The sequence below is a fragment of the Steroidobacter flavus genome (assembly GCF_042651805.1).
GTDB classification, from domain to species: Bacteria; Pseudomonadota; Gammaproteobacteria; order Steroidobacterales; family Steroidobacteraceae; genus Steroidobacter; species Steroidobacter flavus.
In genome coordinates this window covers 793,635-809,558 of the sequence record NZ_JBHSDU010000014.1, presented here as the reverse complement: position 1 = coordinate 809,558, position 15,924 = coordinate 793,635, and the positions used below count along the sequence as shown (strand labels likewise).

Annotated in this window: 18 protein-coding genes and 1 riboswitch; of the genes, 11 read left to right on the top strand and 7 right to left on the bottom strand. The window is 62.4% G+C overall.

Features of this window, described 5'->3' with window-relative positions:
* Window positions 1-8: 8 nt before the first annotated feature.
* The 3 genes from ACFPN2_RS26120 to ACFPN2_RS26110 are packed head-to-tail and all read right to left on the bottom strand — an operon-like array spanning window position 9 to window position 1,525.
* Window positions 9-650, bottom strand: a complete 642-nt coding sequence (locus ACFPN2_RS26120; RefSeq protein WP_380602111.1) for a DUF3618 domain-containing protein — start codon at window positions 648-650, stop codon at window positions 9-11.
* Complete coding sequence (locus tag ACFPN2_RS26115; RefSeq protein WP_380602109.1) at window positions 647-1,054, bottom strand: phage holin family protein; 408 nt, start codon at window positions 1,052-1,054, stop codon at window positions 647-649. Before ACFPN2_RS26115 ends, ACFPN2_RS26120 begins: the two co-directional genes overlap by 4 nt.
* 3 nt (window positions 1,055-1,057) lie before the next feature.
* Window positions 1,058-1,525 (bottom strand): hypothetical protein, encoded by a 468-nt coding sequence (locus ACFPN2_RS26110; protein WP_380602107.1) that lies wholly within the window; start codon window positions 1,523-1,525, stop codon window positions 1,058-1,060.
* Between the two features lie 187 nt (window positions 1,526-1,712).
* On the opposite strand from ACFPN2_RS26110, the gene ACFPN2_RS26105 reads away from it, so the two are divergent.
* The 6 genes from ACFPN2_RS26105 to ACFPN2_RS26080 all read left to right on the top strand — a co-directional run bounded on the left by ACFPN2_RS26105 (window position 1,713) and on the right by ACFPN2_RS26080 (window position 7,655).
* Window positions 1,713-2,264 (top strand): hypothetical protein, encoded by a 552-nt coding sequence (locus ACFPN2_RS26105; protein WP_380602105.1) that lies wholly within the window; start codon window positions 1,713-1,715, stop codon window positions 2,262-2,264.
* Window positions 2,265-2,347: 83 nt separating this feature from the next.
* Window positions 2,348-2,638 (top strand): iron transporter, encoded by a 291-nt coding sequence (locus ACFPN2_RS26100; RefSeq protein WP_380602103.1) that lies wholly within the window; start codon window positions 2,348-2,350, stop codon window positions 2,636-2,638.
* Window positions 2,635-4,215 carry a PepSY-associated TM helix domain-containing protein gene (locus ACFPN2_RS26095; protein ID WP_380602101.1) on the top strand — a complete coding sequence of 527 codons (1,581 nt, stop codon included), beginning with the start codon at window positions 2,635-2,637 and terminating at the stop codon, window positions 4,213-4,215. The genes ACFPN2_RS26100 and ACFPN2_RS26095 overlap by 4 nt, the downstream gene beginning before the upstream one ends.
* 65 nt (window positions 4,216-4,280) lie before the next feature.
* Window positions 4,281-4,583, top strand: a complete 303-nt coding sequence (locus ACFPN2_RS26090) for a DUF3325 family protein (protein ID WP_380602845.1) — start codon at window positions 4,281-4,283, stop codon at window positions 4,581-4,583.
* Between the two features lie 145 nt (window positions 4,584-4,728).
* On the top strand, window positions 4,729-6,876 hold the full coding sequence (locus tag ACFPN2_RS26085) for a TonB-dependent receptor (RefSeq protein ID WP_380602099.1): 2,148 nt from the start codon (window positions 4,729-4,731) through the stop codon (window positions 6,874-6,876).
* A gap of 29 nt (window positions 6,877-6,905) precedes the next feature.
* The gene (locus ACFPN2_RS26080; RefSeq protein WP_380602097.1) at window positions 6,906-7,655 is read left to right on the top strand and encodes a UTRA domain-containing protein; all 750 of its coding nucleotides are present in this window, start codon (window positions 6,906-6,908) and stop codon (window positions 7,653-7,655) included.
* A 4-nt stretch (window positions 7,656-7,659) separates the two neighbouring features.
* On the opposite strand, the gene ACFPN2_RS26075 is transcribed toward ACFPN2_RS26080, so the two are convergent.
* The gene (locus ACFPN2_RS26075) at window positions 7,660-7,806 is read right to left on the bottom strand and encodes a hypothetical protein (protein WP_380602095.1); all 147 of its coding nucleotides are present in this window, start codon (window positions 7,804-7,806) and stop codon (window positions 7,660-7,662) included.
* Window positions 7,766-7,906: a DUF3088 family protein gene (locus ACFPN2_RS26070; protein ID WP_380602093.1), complete on the bottom strand. Its 141-nt coding sequence runs from the start codon at window positions 7,904-7,906 to the stop codon at window positions 7,766-7,768. Before ACFPN2_RS26070 ends, ACFPN2_RS26075 begins: the two co-directional genes overlap by 41 nt.
* Window positions 7,907-8,019: 113 nt before the next feature.
* Here ACFPN2_RS26070 and mrdA point away from each other — a divergent pair, with 113 nt between their 5' ends.
* From mrdA to ACFPN2_RS26045, 5 genes are all read left to right on the top strand, one after another.
* Window positions 8,020-9,978, top strand: coding sequence for a penicillin-binding protein 2 (gene mrdA / locus ACFPN2_RS26065; RefSeq protein WP_380602091.1), 1,959 nt, complete (start codon window positions 8,020-8,022; stop codon window positions 9,976-9,978).
* 196 nt (window positions 9,979-10,174) lie between these two features.
* Window positions 10,175-10,297: a hypothetical protein gene (locus tag ACFPN2_RS26060; protein WP_380602089.1), complete on the top strand. Its 123-nt coding sequence runs from the start codon at window positions 10,175-10,177 to the stop codon at window positions 10,295-10,297.
* Window positions 10,297-11,451, top strand: a complete 1,155-nt coding sequence (locus ACFPN2_RS26055; protein WP_380602087.1) for an acyltransferase family protein — start codon at window positions 10,297-10,299, stop codon at window positions 11,449-11,451. The genes ACFPN2_RS26060 and ACFPN2_RS26055 overlap by 1 nt, the downstream gene beginning before the upstream one ends.
* A gap of 79 nt (window positions 11,452-11,530) precedes the next feature.
* On the top strand, window positions 11,531-13,447 hold the full coding sequence (locus tag ACFPN2_RS26050; protein ID WP_380602085.1) for an ATP-binding protein: 1,917 nt from the start codon (window positions 11,531-11,533) through the stop codon (window positions 13,445-13,447).
* The gene (locus ACFPN2_RS26045) at window positions 13,444-14,160 is read left to right on the top strand and encodes a response regulator (protein WP_380602083.1); all 717 of its coding nucleotides are present in this window, start codon (window positions 13,444-13,446) and stop codon (window positions 14,158-14,160) included. The genes ACFPN2_RS26050 and ACFPN2_RS26045 overlap by 4 nt, the downstream gene beginning before the upstream one ends.
* On the opposite strand, the gene ACFPN2_RS26040 is transcribed toward ACFPN2_RS26045, so the two are convergent.
* Together ACFPN2_RS26040 and ACFPN2_RS26035 are read right to left on the bottom strand one after the other, a co-directional pair.
* Window positions 14,115-14,834: a hypothetical protein gene (locus ACFPN2_RS26040; RefSeq protein WP_380602081.1), complete on the bottom strand. Its 720-nt coding sequence runs from the start codon at window positions 14,832-14,834 to the stop codon at window positions 14,115-14,117. The genes ACFPN2_RS26045 and ACFPN2_RS26040 overlap by 46 nt on opposite strands.
* Before the next feature lie 127 nt (window positions 14,835-14,961).
* The gene (locus tag ACFPN2_RS26035; protein WP_380602079.1) at window positions 14,962-15,552 is read right to left on the bottom strand and encodes a hypothetical protein; all 591 of its coding nucleotides are present in this window, start codon (window positions 15,550-15,552) and stop codon (window positions 14,962-14,964) included.
* Window positions 15,553-15,651: 99 nt separating this feature from the next.
* A riboswitch (cobalamin riboswitch) is annotated at window positions 15,652-15,859 on the top strand.
* Window positions 15,860-15,924 lie beyond the last annotated feature (65 nt).

The following is a 15,924-nucleotide window of genomic DNA, read 5'->3' as shown; positions in this document are numbered from 1 at the left end:
CTGCTCCCTCAATGAGGACGAACGTTATCGGGGGAGCCCTCATCTCCAGACTCGCGCGTTGCAGGCGCCACCGCCTCGCGAACTTTCTCATACCCTCGGCGGCCGGCTTCGCTGACCTTCGCCATGGCGCGATCGTGAACCGGGCCCATCGTGCGGCTTTCATATTCGGTCATGGGCAGCGCCGCTCCGAGCAATGCGCCTGCCGCCAATGCCAGTGCGCCCACCACGACCGGCTGCTCGCGAACAAATTCGTTGAAATGCGAGCCGGCTCTGCGAAGCGTGCTGTCATCCGTCGAGTACTCACGCGACGCGTAGCCCTGACCCTCGGCGAAGTCGTCGAAGGAATCCAGGTCTTCGTCGATGTGAGAACGATAGCCCTCGTTTTGCGAGCGCGAGCGCGCGACGGCGGCGGTGAGCCAAACGAGCCCCGCTGCAGAGAGCAGCACCGGCAGCGGATTACGACGCACGGTGTCGCCGGCCTCTCTCATCAGATCCGAACCATGCTCGCGAACGAATTCGACCGACCGATCCAGGAGCTCGCGCGGCGATAGCTGGCGCTCGATTTCGTCGAGGGTACGATCCATGTCGGCGCGGATTTCATCGCCCTCGCGCTCCAGGTCCGCGGTGTGCCGATGGGTCGAAGTGTTCATGAAGTCCTCCGCGCGACCAGCGTCGCGTCTCTATGCAATGAATCCTGGGTTCGATCGAAGTGATCGCCGATGCTTTGCCACTTGCGCTGGCCCGCTTTGAGCAGCAGCCAGCCGATCAGCAGTAATGCGACAGCAACAATGAGCGCCGCCACCCACGGCCGCAGCACTTCGGCAAGCGCAAGCACCGCCGCTGCCACCAGCGTCATCGCGCCCATGAGCAATACGCCAGCGGCGATGGTGAATGGCGCGACGCTCAGCTTCACATCGCGGACTACGCCCCGTGCTTCCGCTTTGGCGAGTGCGATTTCATTGCGCGCCAGCGCCATCGCGTCGTCGGCCAGTCGGGTGAGCAGCCCCGGGATCGATCCCAGATCGCTGCCGCCTGGACTCGGTGAAGCAGCCATGGCTCACACTCCCGCAGTCGGCGTGTCAGACGATTCGCGCGGCCGGGAATTGAAGTCCGCGCTGTCGTCTGACCAATGTGAGCTGGAGCTGCTGTGTGCGCCGTCTTCTGCTCTCATGAAGCGCGCGATAGCGAGACCGATCGCCGCGCTGCCCATCACGAACATTGCCGGGTGTCGAGCCGCCAGGCGTCGAACCTCGTGATACAAATCCTCGAGACTGTCTTCGCGCAGACGAGTCGCGAGACCGCCGACGCCTTCCGCCAGCTTGGCGGCATAGTTAGCAAGCGTCGGTTGCGACCCATCCAGTTGCGAGCCCGCCAGATCGATGGCATCGGCAATCTCATCAATCTGGTCGGCCGCGGCGCGTTTTCCGCTCTCGATTTTTTGCTTGCCGTCGCGCGCGATGCGCTGTTTGAAATTCGTGCCGCCAGCGCCCGGGCGCGATGCAAGATCTTCGGTCGTTTCGCTCATGGAGGGCTCCATCGAAAAAGTCATGCGACATGCAGGCTTCAATCGAGAACAGACCAGAAGGTTCCGCGCCGTGCGCTCGAAGTTCGCGGCCGGTGCTTGCGTCCATCATTTGTTAATTCGCCGACGACGACCGATTTAACGCGCAAGTCGCGTCCAACCGAAGAGACGTCACTCGAGGAGAGGTGCCATGGCCCTCGCGCGATTCCTTCCTCCGCTGGTGTTCATCGCTGCGATGGGGATAAGTGGCAAAGCGCATGCGGATCGCGTGTCCGTGTGGGGCGGTGGCGGGGTCGGAACGATGCTGACGGGCGAGGGCGCGGTGTACGTCAACGGCCACAAGATGGGCGCGCTGTCGGTGGCGCTGCCCGGCAATAAATTCCGAGTGCGTTATCTGAAGGGCTCGTTCGAGCGGACCCAGGGCATCGACAGCAATACCGGCGACAACGATCTCGACTACGAAGGTTTCGATTTCGTGGTGACGCGGGCCGCGACAGATTTCCCCGTCGACCTGGCCATCGGCGCGTCGCGTTACGAAGAGGCCTATCACCTCGGTTATCCCGATCAGGATCTGGGCGGCAGCGAGTTCGTGCATCGCTGGGGACCGCACGTCTCCGCGTTACGTTCCTGGCCGCTCGGCCGCTTTGCTGAAGCCTGGGCGGAAATGGATCTTCACTTCGCCCCTTATCAACCGCAGCAGACCTTCCTGCTGGTCGATGTCGGACTCGGCGTGCGCTTTTGACGGTCGTGACCGAATTGATACTGCGACGGTTGTGACGATGCGCTAGGCTCGCTCACTGTTGTCTAGACATTACTGTCCGCATCGTGCTTTCCGCGTTTCGTGCCATCGATGAAGTGGTTATCGACAAATCGCTGCGGCTGTTGGCCGCGAGCATTGGCGCATACGCCATCACCTACCTGACAACCGGCATCGCGACACTGCTTCTGCCGCTGAGTCGCGCCGAGGCCGCCATCGTCGCGACCAACTGCTCGTTTCTGTTATTGACTGTTCTGGCGTTCTGGAGCTTCAGCTGCGCCAGCATCGTGCGTTGGTGGATCGCCATGGCACTGCTGGCTGCGCTCGAGTGGCCGTTGCTGGAGTGGCTGCGCGTATGAAGCAGTCGCTCACGCAGAGCATGGCCTGGGTACATACCTGGCTGGGACTGGTGTTCGGCTGGCTGCTGTTCGGCGTGTTGCTGACCGGTTCGCTCGCGGTCTTTCACGCGGAGATCACGGCTTGGGCGACTCCGGAGCTGTCGGTACGAAAGAATGCCGATCGCGAACGTGCGGTGGAGGTGGCGCTGAAGCACCTCGATGCGACGGCGCCGGACGCGAAGTTGTGGCGTATTGCTTTGCCGAGCGCTCGCGAGCCGTTTGTGGGAGTCACGATCACGACGGCGGAGGGCAAACGTCTCAGCCATCTACTCGATCCGCAGACCGGGGAGGCAGTCACGCACACGGTACGCGGCGGCAAATTCTTTCTCGACTATCACTACGAGTTGCTGATTCCCCGCGAGGAGAATCTGATCGGCTTCTTCGTCGTCGGTGCGGCGGGGCTGGTGATGCTGCTGGCTTGTATCAGCGGCATCGTCATCCACAAGCGATTCTTCCGCGACTTCTTTACGTTCCGGCCGAAAGCATCGGGGCAGCGCTCGTGGCTCGACGCACACAATGTGCTGTCGGTGTTGCCGTTGCCGTTTCATATCATGATGGCCTACACCGGGCTGATGCTGCTGTATTGGATCTACATGCCGGCGGCGGTGCATGCCATTTATGCGGGCGACACGCCGACGTTCCGGCGCGAAGCATTGGCGACGGAATACCAGAATACCGCGGTCCCTCCAGGTGGGCCTGCCCGGATGTTGCCGCTGATGGATCTGATCGAACGTGCGGAACAGCGTCTCGGCGACGGCAAGACGTGGACTGTTCACGTGCGCAATCCAAATCGTAGCAACGCCGTCGTCGAGGTGGCGCGTACTCGTACTGACATCGTTTCGCAGCAGGTCCCGAAGATTGCGTTCGATGCTGTTACGGGGCGCGAGCTGCGGGCATTGCTCGACCTCGGTCCCGTAGTACAGACGCAGTCGGTAGGTGCAGCGTTGCACTTCGTCGAATGGGGCGGACCGTTGGTACGTTGGGCTTATTTTCTGGCGGGTCTGGCAGGAGCGGTCAGCGCCGCGGCCGGGTTGTTTGTTTTCGCCGCGAAGCGCGAGAAGAAGGCGCTGGCACAGCCGAGGTTCTATCGAGTCGTGCATGCGCTGAACGTCGCTTTCGTCGCTGGCATCAGCGTGGCGTGTGCGGCATTCATGTGGGCGGAGCGCCTGATCCCGTTCGCTCCAGGGGAGCAGGGCGGCGCCCATGATGTTCAGGTCGTGCGGGTCTTTCTGCTGGTATGGTTCGCAACGTTCGTTCATGCGTTCCTGCAGGCTCCGCAACGAGCGTGGTGGCAACAGTGGGCTGCGGCTGCGGCGTTGTGCGTGGCTTTGCCGCTCACGGGGTGGATGGTTGGGCGGCCATTGGTCCAGACAATAAGCAATGGGGACTGGCTGCGTGCAGGAGTCGACCTCACTGGGATCGCGATCGGCGTGGGCTGCGCGGTGTTGGCCATTCATCTCGAGCGACGCGAGCGCATGCGCCCGGAATCTGACGGCAAGCAAGCTCGGAACGATATGCCGGCGCCGGCTATCGATTGATCACGTCCTCCGGAGCCGCCGCCATTCTGTTTCTTTCCTCCTTGGGCTTCGCCTTCGCCGGCTATGTGGCGCTGTGCGTGACGACCCGCGCTCAAGCCAGATCGCTCTGGCCTGAGAGCTGGCAAACGGCGCGGATATATGCAGTTCGCGCTGTCGGATATGCGTTGCTCGCGCTCTCTGGTGTTGCCTGGATGATGTCGCAAGGCGCGGCGATGGGCTTCGCCAGTTGGTTGTTTTGCGTGCTACCGCTGGCCGCGTTGCCGTTGATCTTTGCCTGGCCGTATTGGCCGCGTCGACTGATCGCTCTCGGTATCCTTTTAGTACCGCTCGCGGCGATCGGCATGGCCATATGCGCAATCGATATATAGGTGACCCCAATGCTACCGGGCGTGCCGCTAGCATGCGCTCCACGAATAAGGTCTAGACATGAACGCGAATTCGTTTGCGCGGAGAACAATCGTCATTCCGCGACCCCGACGGGGACCCTTGGTTTGGATGTTCCGGAGTAGTTTCGTGAAGAAGTCGTATCGTTTGGCGGCGGCCGTGGCGCTGCTCGCTGGCCCTGTGAGTCTGTATGCGCAGGAGAACGTCGAAGAAGTCATCGTGACCGCAACGTCGCGCCCCGAGTCCATTGCGCGCGTTGTCGGGACGGTCGATGTCATCGACACCGCGGCGATCGAGCGCAGTTCGGCGAAGTCGCTCACTGAGCTGCTGTCACAGAACGGAGTTGCTTTCCTCAACGAATGGACGCCGGGACAGACGGCCATCAACATTCGAGGCGGCGCGTCCGACGGTCAGGGACGCGACTTCCGCAGCCAGGTGCTCATCCTGGTCAACGGTCGACGGGCCGGCACGGCGAACCTCTCGAAACTCTCGCCGGCGTCGATCAGTCGCATCGAGATCGTGCGAGGCCCGTCTTCAGTCATCTATGGCAGCCAGAACATCGGCGGCGTGGTGAACATCATCACCAAAACCGGCAAGACGGCGCAGGGCGGCAGTGCGCGCATCGTCACCGGTTCCTGGGATCTGGTCCAAGGTGACATCGAGTTCGGAGACGCCGGCGAAACCGTCGACTGGTATGTCGGTGCCTCGGCAGGTGAGCGCGGCGACTTCGATGGCGGCGGCGACACCGGTAAGCAGATCAATACGAGCTGGGAGCGGCGTGGCGCAGTCGGTGCGCTCGGCGTGCAGATCGCTCCGTTACATCGTTTGGAAGTCACCGCGCGCACTGACGGTGTTTTCGACGCGGGATTTCGTGGATCGGCGGCGAACTACATCAGCAAGGACGATCGATACAATCGCTCGCTCGATGTGACCTACACCGGTGCCACGGCCAGCGAGCGAGTGGATTGGCTCGCCCACGTTTACGGCGTGCAGGATATCGACAATCTGCGCTGGGCCTCGCCTGTCATTCGTTCCAGTGCGGGGACACCGACGGCGGGCACCTCCAAGGATTACAACGTCCGCAAAGTCGACATCGTCGGCTCTCGCTTTCAGCCGCGAGTGAAGCTTTGGGAAGGCAATGAGTTGCTGGGCGGTTGGGACTATGAGCACAGCACGATTCGCTCGACCCGCATTCGCGAAGGCGTTGGCGGAGCCGCGATTGCGCAGCTGGCGCCCTATGACAACAACCAGACCGAAGACGTGCACGCTTTGTATTTCGAGGACGCGCAAAGCCTGTTCAACGACCGGCTCACGGTGCGTGGCGGATTGCGCTGGACGCAAGGTGAGACGTCGTTCGATCCCACGCCGAATCTTGCAGGGCAGGTGACCCGCGAGGAGAAGTACGACACAACGACTTATGCCGTTGGCTTCGCTTTCCGAGCGACGGATGCATTGACGCTGCGAGCCGGCACCGCGTCCGGTTTCCGCGCACCGAACTCAACAGAGTTGGCGGCGGACTTCACCGCGTTAGGCGGCGGCCGGACTTTCGGCAATCCCGATCTGGAGCCCGAGAGCAGCACGCAAATCGAGGCGGGCGCGAACTGGCGCGGCGCGCACTGGAGTGCGGATCTCGCTGTGTTCCGCAACGTGATCGAGGATCGCATCGTCACTTTGCCGCGTCCGAACGTGGTGAATACCAGCGACTATGCGAACAACGCGGGCGACGTGAATATCGAGGGCGCCGAGTTGCAGCTGGAGTTCGATGTTCTGCCCCTGCTCGGTGCGACTTCGTCGGAATGGCGCTGGTCGGTGAATGGCGGCGGCAGCTATCACTGGGACATGGAAGACGAGGGAGCGACGTCCGCCATGAATACGCGACGCGTGCAGCGCGTTTATCAATATCAGGCGGCCTTGGGCTCGCAGATCGGACAGGAGCGCACGCGCTTCGGTTGGAATTTCCGGCTGGAAGGCGTGTTGCACGGTCCGGTCTGGTACAACACCGAAGAGTTGCTGCCGGTGCCCGAGGTGGAGCCGAACTCGAACTACATCCATCGCAAAGGCGCGTTCTGGCTCGTGAACGTGCGCGGCGAGTTGGAGTTGACGCAGCAGGTGCGTGCCTTCGCGGCGCTCAACAATTTGTTGGACGAGGCTTATCACCCGTTGCTGATCGCGACGGGCGAGTCGCCGTATCTGCTGGATACGCGGTTCTCCAACGGCGGCTTGGGCAGCGCATTGCCGGGGCGCGAATTCCAGGTGGGTGTGCAAGTCAAATTCTGAGCGCATGAGACATGCGAAAGGACTCATGGATGACGCGAGCGAAGACGCAGACTCCGTTGGCGGCGCTGGACGGTCACGGACCCTTGTGGCAACAGGTCCGGCGGGTACTGGCTGAACCCATTCGCATGGGCACCTGGCCTCCTGGCACGCGCTTGCCGACCGAGATCGCGATCAAGGAGAGATACCGAACGTCACGGATGACCGTGAATCGGGCGTTGCAAAGTCTCGCCGACGACGGACTCGTCGAGCGTCGGCGCAAGGCGGGCACGATCGTGACGCGCGGCGCTCAGGAGCGCCCGGTGTTCGAGATCTGGGACATCGCCGACGTCGTCGCGCGCCTGGGCGGCGTCTATAGCCATCGGCTGCTCGAATGCGAAAAGGTGCTCGACAATCCACAGCGCCGCGAATGGCTGGGGGTATCGCGTCGAACTTCGGTGCTGTGGATGCTCTGCCTGCATTCCTGCGATGCCGAGCCGTTCCAATTGGAAGAACGCCTCGTCAATATCGATGCCGCGCCGGGTATCACATGTCGGCCGCTGGAGGAGGGCGGTCACGGGCCCTGGTTGTCCGCCCACGTGCGCTGGAGCGACGCCGAGCACAAGATCTCGGCGTGCGAGGCAACTGGCAACATCGCCACTCATCTCAAAGCGAAGCAGGGGGCGGCGTGTCTGGTCATCGAGCGTCGTACCTGGAACGAGACGACGCCGGTGACGTTCGCGAGATTCTGGCAGGCGAATAACAGGTTCAGCCTGATCGGGCACTACGAGCCGGATCGCTGATTGCTCAGCCCGCTTCGGGCAGGCCGTACTGCTGTGAGAGATAACGACGAATGATCTTTTCATCGGCAATGTAGCGCTTGCCGTTGGCGGTTTGGAACGGCACGACATTCTCATCGACCGCCCGGTCGGGTGCGAGGATGAGCACGGGCATCGCTGAGAAAGCCTTCCACCGGAACCGAATCGTTGCAGTAGAGCGGCCCGAGCGTGGCATTGAAGAAGCCGGGGCGTAACAAATAAAGCTGATCTTTCACTTCAGGGATCGGCAGAGTCGTGGGCGGGCCGCTGAAACTTATTATTAGTGCTGAGCGCCGTCAAATCGCGATGCTATGATCGCCAGCGCCTACCAGATGGACGCTGTGACTGGATGTCTAAGTCGATCAGGTTCAAGGATCACCGGGCCGAGCAAGAGCTCTTCGAGCAGCGAGCGCTGCTCGCGGCTGTCTGTATGGTGCTCGCATTGGGGGCGGTCATCGCCCGGCTGGTCTGGCTGCAGGTGGTTCGTTACGACTATTACGTCGGCGAGTCCCAGGGCAATCGAATCAAGGTCGAGCCCATCCCGGCCAACCGGGGCTTGATCCTGGATCGGAACGGGCTGCCGCTGGCCACCAACGCCCCTTCGTTTCAGCTCGAAGTGACGTTGGAGCAGGTGCCGGATCTGGATGCGACGCTGAACGGGCTGGCGGCGCTCAACTTGATCGATCGGGCCGAGGTCCCGCGAATGCGCAAAGACATTCGCAGCCGCCGCTCCTTCGACTCGGTGCCTCTCAAGCTGCAACTGACGGAAGAAGAGTTGGCGCGCTTTGCGGCGCGTCGGCATGACTTTCCCGGGGTCGAAGTCGTGCCCCGGCTGACTCGTTACTATCCGTTGGGCAGTAGCAGCGTGCATGCCATCGGCTATGTGGCCGCGATCAGCGAGGAAGATGAGAAGGAGCTCGACCTGGCCCGCTACGCCGGCACGGTGCTGACGGGCAAGAGCGGAGTCGAGCGCGCTTATGAAGACGAGTTGCATGGTTATCCCGGCGTTCAGCAGCTGCTGGTCAATGCCCGGGGACGCCGGGTCGAGCGCATCGGTCGAGCCGATGTGCCGTTGGAAACGCGGCAGCCGATTGCCGGCAACGATCTGTTTCTAACGCTCGATCTTCGGGTTCAGCAAGCCGCCGAGGCAGCACTCCGCGGTCAGCGTGGAGCCGCCGTGGCCATCGATCCGGCCAATGGTGATGTTCTTGCGTTCGTCAGCACGCCGGCCTTCGATCCGAATCTCTTCGCCCGCGGCTTGAGCCGCACACAGTACCTGGCACTCACCGAAGATCCGACGCGGCCGATGTATGACCGGGCGTTGCGAGGCGTCTATCCGCCGGGCTCGACCGTCAAGCCTTTGTTTGCGCTCGCCGCACTGGAGTACGGTGTAGTGACTCCGCATGACACTCGTTACTGCCGGGGCATGTGGTCGGCGCCCGGCTATGGGCGCGCCCGTCGCGACTGGAAGAAAGGCGGGCATGGCCCGGTCGATATGGAGAAAGCCATCGCAACATCGTGCGACGTGTATTTCTTCGATATCGCCAGGTCGATGGGGATCGATCGGATGGCGGCGTTCCTGGGGCGCTTCGGCGTCGGCAGTGCCACCGGTATCGATGTGGCAGGGGAGCGCCTGGGCATCCTGCCGTCGACAGATTGGAAGAAGCGCGCTTTCAAACGACCGGAGCTGCAGGTCTGGTTTCCGGGCGACACCATCAGCGTCGGTATCGGCCAGGGGCAGATGTTAGTGACACCGCTGCAGTTGGCGCATGCCATCGCCACGTTATCGGTTCGCGGCACCCGCTATCGGCCACGAATGGTCCGCGCCATTCGGGATGTTCAGACCGGCAAGGTTCGTGAGTTGCCGCCCGTGGCATTGCCTCCGGTGAAAACCGCCGATCCCGAGGCATGGACGGTCGCTATCGCCGGTATGTTGGATGTCGTAAACGCACCCTACGGCACGGCGCGATTCGCGCTGTCACCGGCGCCGGAATATAAGATGGCGGGAAAGAGCGGCAGCGCTCAAGTTTTCACGGTGGCGCTCAGCGAGCGCATGCGCAAGCCCAGCGAGTTGGCGGAACATCTGCGCGATCACGCGCTGTTCGTGGCGTTCGCGCCGGCGGATGCGCCAACAATCGCTGTCGCCGTCGTCGTCGAGAATGCACCTGGCGGCGGTGGCTCGGGATTCGCGGGACCGATTGCGCGCCGACTCCTCGATACGTATCTGCTCACGCCGGCGCAGCTCGCCGAGCAGGACGCAAAGCGCAAACCTTCCAAACCTGTGGTTGTGCCCGCCGAGCGAGAATGAGCGAGGTGTGAACTCGTTCTCATATCCTGTCGCGTAACTGACAAGTTCGCCGACACAGGTGCGCACTCCATCGCGAAATCCGATAGCGGCTCGAAAAAGTCACGCCGCGATCACAACGCTAACTCTATTGTCTGCAAAGGGAGACGCGACAGGGGTTGTCGCGCGATCGAGGAAGAGCTCCGGACGCCGACTAATAATGATGAAGCATCTCGTGGTCCTGATCGTCGCGGCGTTGGTTGGCTTGATCTCGGTTGCCTGGCTCATCAAGGATCCGCCGCGTCATCCACCGCCGCATCCGTCGTACTTACCTGAGAAATAATGGCAGCTACTGGCCACACGGCGTCGAGCTCGGCACGCTTCGAATTCATCGACGGGCTGCGAGGCGTGGCTGCGCTGCTGGTGGCGATCGCTCATCTTGCCGACGCCGCTTCCGATCGGCATCCAGGCATCCTGGGGCCGGGGATTGCAGAGCTGGCCTCTTTCGGCCGCTACGGCGTGCAGATCTTCTTTGTGCTCAGCGGTTTCGTGATCGCACACAGCCTGACGGGCGGTGAGTACTCGTTCAAGTATCTCGGCCGGTTCGCCGCCCGCCGTTTCGTGCGCCTGGATTTGCCGTACTGGTCGGTGATTGCGCTGGAGGTGGGGCTGCTGTGGCTGAGCGGCTGGCTGATGGTCGAGTACTCCCGGGAGTTGCCGTCGGCCGGGCAGATCCTGACGAACGCGCTCTATGTGCAGACCTTCCTGGGCTACGAGCACATCCTGCCGGTGTTCTGGACGCTGTGCTACGAGGTGCAGTTCTATCTGGTCCTGGTGCTGTCGCTGGTGTTGCTGGAAAAAATGCGCAATGCCGGGGTGGCCGCCGTCACTCTCCGCACCATCGCCAGCGTCGCGCTGTCGCTGACCTTTCTCTGGTCGATCTGCCTGTTCGTCGGGTTGCTGACGCCGTTGCGGGAGGGGCTGTTTCTCGACCGGTGGTTTCAATTCGCGCTGGGCCTGGTCGTCTATCTTTATTATCGCGGCCACTGCGACCGGGATGTGCTCATCGTGTCGGTGGTCCTGTGCGTGGTTGCCGCGGTGATGTTCGGCTCGAGCACCTATCGAGTCGCGGCTCCGCTGGTGACTGCCGCGACCGGGATTGCGATCGTGTGCAGCTTCCATTTTGCGTCCTGGCGTCGGTTGCTCGCGGGACCGGTGATGCAGTTCCTGGGGCGTATCTCTTATAGCTTGTATCTGTTGCACCTTGGGATCGGCTGGCGCGCGACCGTGCTGGTCCGCGAACTGATTGGCGCCAACTATTCCACCGTCTGGGCCTACGTTGCGTTCATCTGCGGAATGCTGACGAGCATCGTTGCCGCGTGGATCATGAATGTGCTGATCGAGCGGCCGGCGATGCGGCTGGCGCGAACCATCGAGCTGCCCAAGCGGGAGCCTCGTACTTTGACTGGTGTACTCGTGCCAGTGCCTGCGCCATAGTAGTGCCATCGCAGCTGGCAACTTACCAAGCAACACTGGATACATGGCGCCTTCGCCGGGTCGTAAAAAACGAGTGCTCGTGGCCGTGGGGGCGGATTCGCGAGCTGAGCACGTGATGCAGGCGGGGAAGCGCATTGCCGATTTGCTGGCGGCGCCATGGACGCTGGTCTTCGTCGAAACGCCTGACTTGCTGCAACGGCCTTCGAGCTCGCGCGATGGCTGGACGGAATTGCAGCGGCTCGCGGGCACGCTCGGCGCTCAGGCAGTCACGTTGGATGGTCAGTCCGCCGCTGAGGCGCTGCTCGACTATGCGCGTACTTCAGAAGCGACCCATATCGTGATCGGCGCGCCGAGGCGAAAGGGGCTGCTTGCCTCGCTGCGCCCATCGACCGCATCCCGACTGGTTCGCGAAGCCCGGCACTTCGACGTCATCACTATCGGCTCGGCGCATGGCGAGCGCTCCGGCACACGCTCCCGCGACTCTTCCAAAGCCAGCTGGCTGAAATCCATTCGATGGTCACGCTATGGATGGGCGCTCGCGATCAGCGCGCTCACCAGTGCCCTCCTGTATGCGCTGGATCCCTATGTGGCGGTGGCCAACATCATCATGTCTTACCTCGCGAGCTCGACGTTCGTCGCGGTCAAGTTCGGCCGCGGCCCGGCGGTGCTCGCCTCCTTTGCGAATGTTGCTGCCTTCGCTGTGTATTTCGTGCCGCCGCGCTTTTCCGTCACGATGGTGGACTTGCAATATCTGGTGACCTTCACGGTGATGTTGATCGTCGCTGTCACCATGGCGAACCTGATCGCGAGCGTGCGCCGGCAGAGCCGGGCCACGGGCGATCGAGAACGGCGCACGGCGTTGTTATATGCGATGACCCGCGATCTCAGTGCCACGCGCGGCGTCGCGAACATGTCTCGCGTGGCGGTCCGGCACATCGTGGATGTTTTCGATTGCCAAGCGGCCGTGTTGCTTCCCGATGCCACCGGGACGTTACAACGTCCGGCCGACGCGCCGATGGACGGTTCGTTCCGAAACGCAGACCTGTCCGTGGCTCAATGGGTATTCGAGCACGGGCCCCGCGGCGGCCTCGGCTCCGATTACATGCCGGAAGCACCGGCAATGTATCTTTTGCTCACACACGAGCAGCAGCGCTTCGGGGTTCTGGCGGTACTGCCACAGACCAGCCGGCGGTTGTTAGCTCCGGAGCAGACTCGTCTGCTCGATTCGTTCGCCGAGCAGTTGAGTCTGGCCGTCGAGCGCGCCGGCTTGTCGGCTGCCGCCGAGGCGGGTCGTGTCGCTGCCGAAACCGAAAGCCTGCGTAATACGTTATTGGCATCGATATCGCACGACTTGCGCACGCCGCTGGCGGCCATTGCCGGCGCCAGCAGCACACTGGCCGAGCGAGGACGAGAGATCGATGATGACATTCGGACGCAGCTGGCCCGATCCATCGAAGCGAAGGCCGTGGAAATGGCGGAGATTGTTTCCAACGTGCTCGACCTGATGCGCTTCGAATCGGGTCAGATCGCGCTCCGGCGCGACACGCATGCCCTCGATGATTTGATCGGCTCGGCGCTGGTACGGGTCGAGGAGCGTCTGCGGAGTCATCCGGTCCGCATCGATGTGCCGAACGAGTTGCCGGTGTTACACGTGGACGGAACCCTGATCGTGCAAGCGCTCGCCAACATCTTCGACAATGCCGCCAAGTACACGCCCGCCGATGCCGTCCTTCATATCGGAGCGCGGCTCGAGGAACAGCGGGTGAGGGTGGAGATCGACGATGAAGGGCCAGGCTTTCCAGCCGTGGATCGCGAGCGCCTGTTCGACAAGTTCAGTCGCGGACAAGGTGAAGGTGCGGTCGCGGGGGCCGGTCTGGGGCTGGCGATCTGCCGCGCCATCGTCCATGCGCATGGAGGCACGATCCGCGCGACCGATCGACCGGGCGGCGGAGCGCGTGTCGAGTTCTTTCTTCCAACCACCGCAGGCTCGCTGTGACACAAGCCATGCACCGCATTCTGGTCGTGGAGGACGACCCAACCATTCGCGCCGTGCTTCGCGCACTATTGCAGTCCGAGCCCTATCGTTTGGTTGAGGCCGAGACAGCAGCGCGAGCGCTGATCGAAGCGCGGACGCATCGACCGGATTTGCTGCTCGTCGACCTCGGGCTGCCCGATGCCGATGGAATGACCGTGATCCAGGGCGTTCGCGAGTGGTCCAGTGTGCCCATCATTGTGTTGTCGGCGCGGACCATGGAAACACAAAAGGTGGCGGCGCTCGAGGCGGGCGCGGATGACTACGTCACCAAGCCGTTCGGTGCGCCCGAGTTGATCGCGCGAGTCCGCGCCGCTTTACGCCGAAGCTCGCGAGGACTGGATCGCACAGCGATCGTTCGATTGGGCGATGTCACGATCGATCTGGCGCGCCGGGAGGCTCGCGCTGCCAATAAAGAAATCCGTTTCACGCCGTTGGAATATCGGGTGCTCGAATCGCTCGCGCGACAGGCGGGAATGATCGTGACCGCGAATCAGCTGATCCGGGAAGCGTGGGGCCCCGATCGCGCTCATGACACGCAGAGCCTGCGTGCTTGCTTGAAACATTTGCGTCAGAAGCTCGAGCCGAATCCGGCGCAGCCGGTGTTCATCATCACCGAAACCGGCCTGGGCTATCGACTGCGACCGAGCGACGCACCCGACGCACCATCGGCATAGCGGGCGACGTAAAAGCACGTCAAGCTCAGCGCCAGCATTTCACCGCCGTCCTCGACGATGGTCGCCATGGCATCGAACGCCGTGGTCGAGAGGAGGCGGTGGATTGCATCGCCGCCGATCGCGAACATCAGCAGCGCCGCCAGCAGAATGCCCATGTTGATCGAGATGGCGCGTGCCATCGATGAGCTGCGAATGTATGCGACCACGAGCACCGGCGTGAGGAACGCGCCGCCGATCGTTGCATAGATCAGCTCGCCCCAGTCGCGACCCCTCAGGCCGCCGAAATCGGCAATGTGCGCCCACGCGACCAGGTCGAGCCCGATGCGCTCATGAATGCGCATTGAGTCGTCGAGCAACAGGAAGCCATACACCCCGATCCAGAGCAGCAGCACAGGAAGGCGGGTTTTCCGAAACAACTGGCTGAGCGCGAACATGATGCCGGCGTACTTGAGATATTGAAACATCTCGCCGTAGCCGCGATCGCGTGCGATGGACCAGCGCTCCGAGGTGAGCAGGTTCGTATGCACGTGCAACCAATGCAGCACGATGAACAGCAGGTCGCCACCGATCAGCGCTGCCAGTAGTTTGCGAGGCGCGAGGATCGGGCTCGCAACGTCGTGCGACTCCGAAAAAAGTGTGGCACTCGAGTACGGGGAGGAGGTGTCGTCGATCACGAGCAGAATTCTAGGAGATCGACGCGTGGCTGGATTCACGAATTGCGTCGGTCATTGGCGACCCGGTTGTTGTATTTGCAACAATGTAGCTGCACGCCGACAGCAGCGCGCGGCGAACTATCATTTGTTAGTCGTCGCACAACAGCTCGACTTTGCGAATGGCCAGATCCACCGCCTGCTGATCCGTTGCTTTCGCGAGCTCCTGTTTCGCGGTATCGCAATGGACGGCCTCCGATCTCACAGCATCGCTCACCTGGCTGACTGCCTGCGCGTTGGTTGGATCGCAGTAGTCCGATGAAGCGCGACGAATGTTTGCATTGCTGCCGACCCGCTCGATGGCGACGCAATCGTTGACCTTGATTTCGCGCTGATCGCTGACGATGCGAACGGAACTGCCGTCCGCCATTTGCACAGTGTATTGAGTGCCTGAGCGATTGCCTTGAGTGGCGGCTGCGCCGGCAGCACCGACCACAGCTCCGGTGGCGGCGCCACGTGCCGCCGAACCGCGTCCGCTCGCAATGATGCCGATCGTTCCGCCGAGGAGCGCGCCTTGGGCGGCGTTCGAGTCCAAGGTGACTTGCTGGGCGTTTTGCACGACGCCGAACTGCACGGTCGCATTTTGACCGACCCGATGCGACGTGGCTTCGCATCCAGCAATCGCCGTGAGCGCGACACCGACGATGCAAAGAATCATTCGGCTCGAGGGGGAGTTGTCCATGCGACGGCCCTTTCAAAGTGTCGAACGTTGGCACCTCAGCGGCGGCGGCACTATTGGACCTGGGCCCAAGTCGAGGTTGACGCCTTGCGAAAACCACAATATCTTGTGCCCATCCTCGGTGCCTGCCCCAAGATCAGTGGGGCAGGCTGAAAAGGGAATCCGGTGACATTCCGGAGCTGCCCCGCAGCGGTAATTGGGAACGAACGGCGCACACAGCACTGGGCTTTTGCCTGGGAAGCAGCGCCAAGTAGGTCGGCACACGCCGGAGCCCATGAGCCCGAAGACCTGCCGAAGATCGCGCGTCGTCACAGGCGCGCACAGGCTGTCGGGCTCTCGTGGGAAAGGGCTGGCGGATGTTCGGATCGCTGCGTT

What these genes read in the sequence shown, in the direction of transcription:
- ACFPN2_RS26060 (WP_380602089.1), top strand. Translation starts at nt 10,175, where the DNA reads ATGATGAAGCATCTCGTGGTCCTGATCGTCGCGGCGTTGGTTGGCTTG.
- mrdA (WP_380602091.1), top strand. Translation starts at nt 8,020, where the DNA reads ATGTCTAAGTCGATCAGGTTCAAGGATCACCGGGCCGAGCAAGAGCTC.
- ACFPN2_RS26120 (WP_380602111.1), bottom strand. Translation starts at nt 650, where the DNA reads ATGAACACTTCGACCCATCGGCACACCGCGGACCTGGAGCGCGAGGGC.
- ACFPN2_RS26075 (WP_380602095.1), bottom strand. Translation starts at nt 7,806, where the DNA reads ATGCCCGTGCTCATCCTCGCACCCGACCGGGCGGTCGATGAGAATGTC.
- ACFPN2_RS26055 (WP_380602087.1), top strand. Translation starts at nt 10,297, where the DNA reads ATGGCAGCTACTGGCCACACGGCGTCGAGCTCGGCACGCTTCGAATTC.
- ACFPN2_RS26105 (WP_380602105.1), top strand. Translation starts at nt 1,713, where the DNA reads ATGGCCCTCGCGCGATTCCTTCCTCCGCTGGTGTTCATCGCTGCGATG.
- ACFPN2_RS26115 (WP_380602109.1), bottom strand. Translation starts at nt 1,054, where the DNA reads ATGGCTGCTTCACCGAGTCCAGGCGGCAGCGATCTGGGATCGATCCCG.
- ACFPN2_RS26035 (WP_380602079.1), bottom strand. Translation starts at nt 15,552, where the DNA reads ATGGACAACTCCCCCTCGAGCCGAATGATTCTTTGCATCGTCGGTGTC.
- ACFPN2_RS26110 (WP_380602107.1), bottom strand. Translation starts at nt 1,525, where the DNA reads ATGAGCGAAACGACCGAAGATCTTGCATCGCGCCCGGGCGCTGGCGGC.
- ACFPN2_RS26095 (WP_380602101.1), top strand. Translation starts at nt 2,635, where the DNA reads ATGAAGCAGTCGCTCACGCAGAGCATGGCCTGGGTACATACCTGGCTG.
- ACFPN2_RS26080 (WP_380602097.1), top strand. Translation starts at nt 6,906, where the DNA reads ATGACGCGAGCGAAGACGCAGACTCCGTTGGCGGCGCTGGACGGTCAC.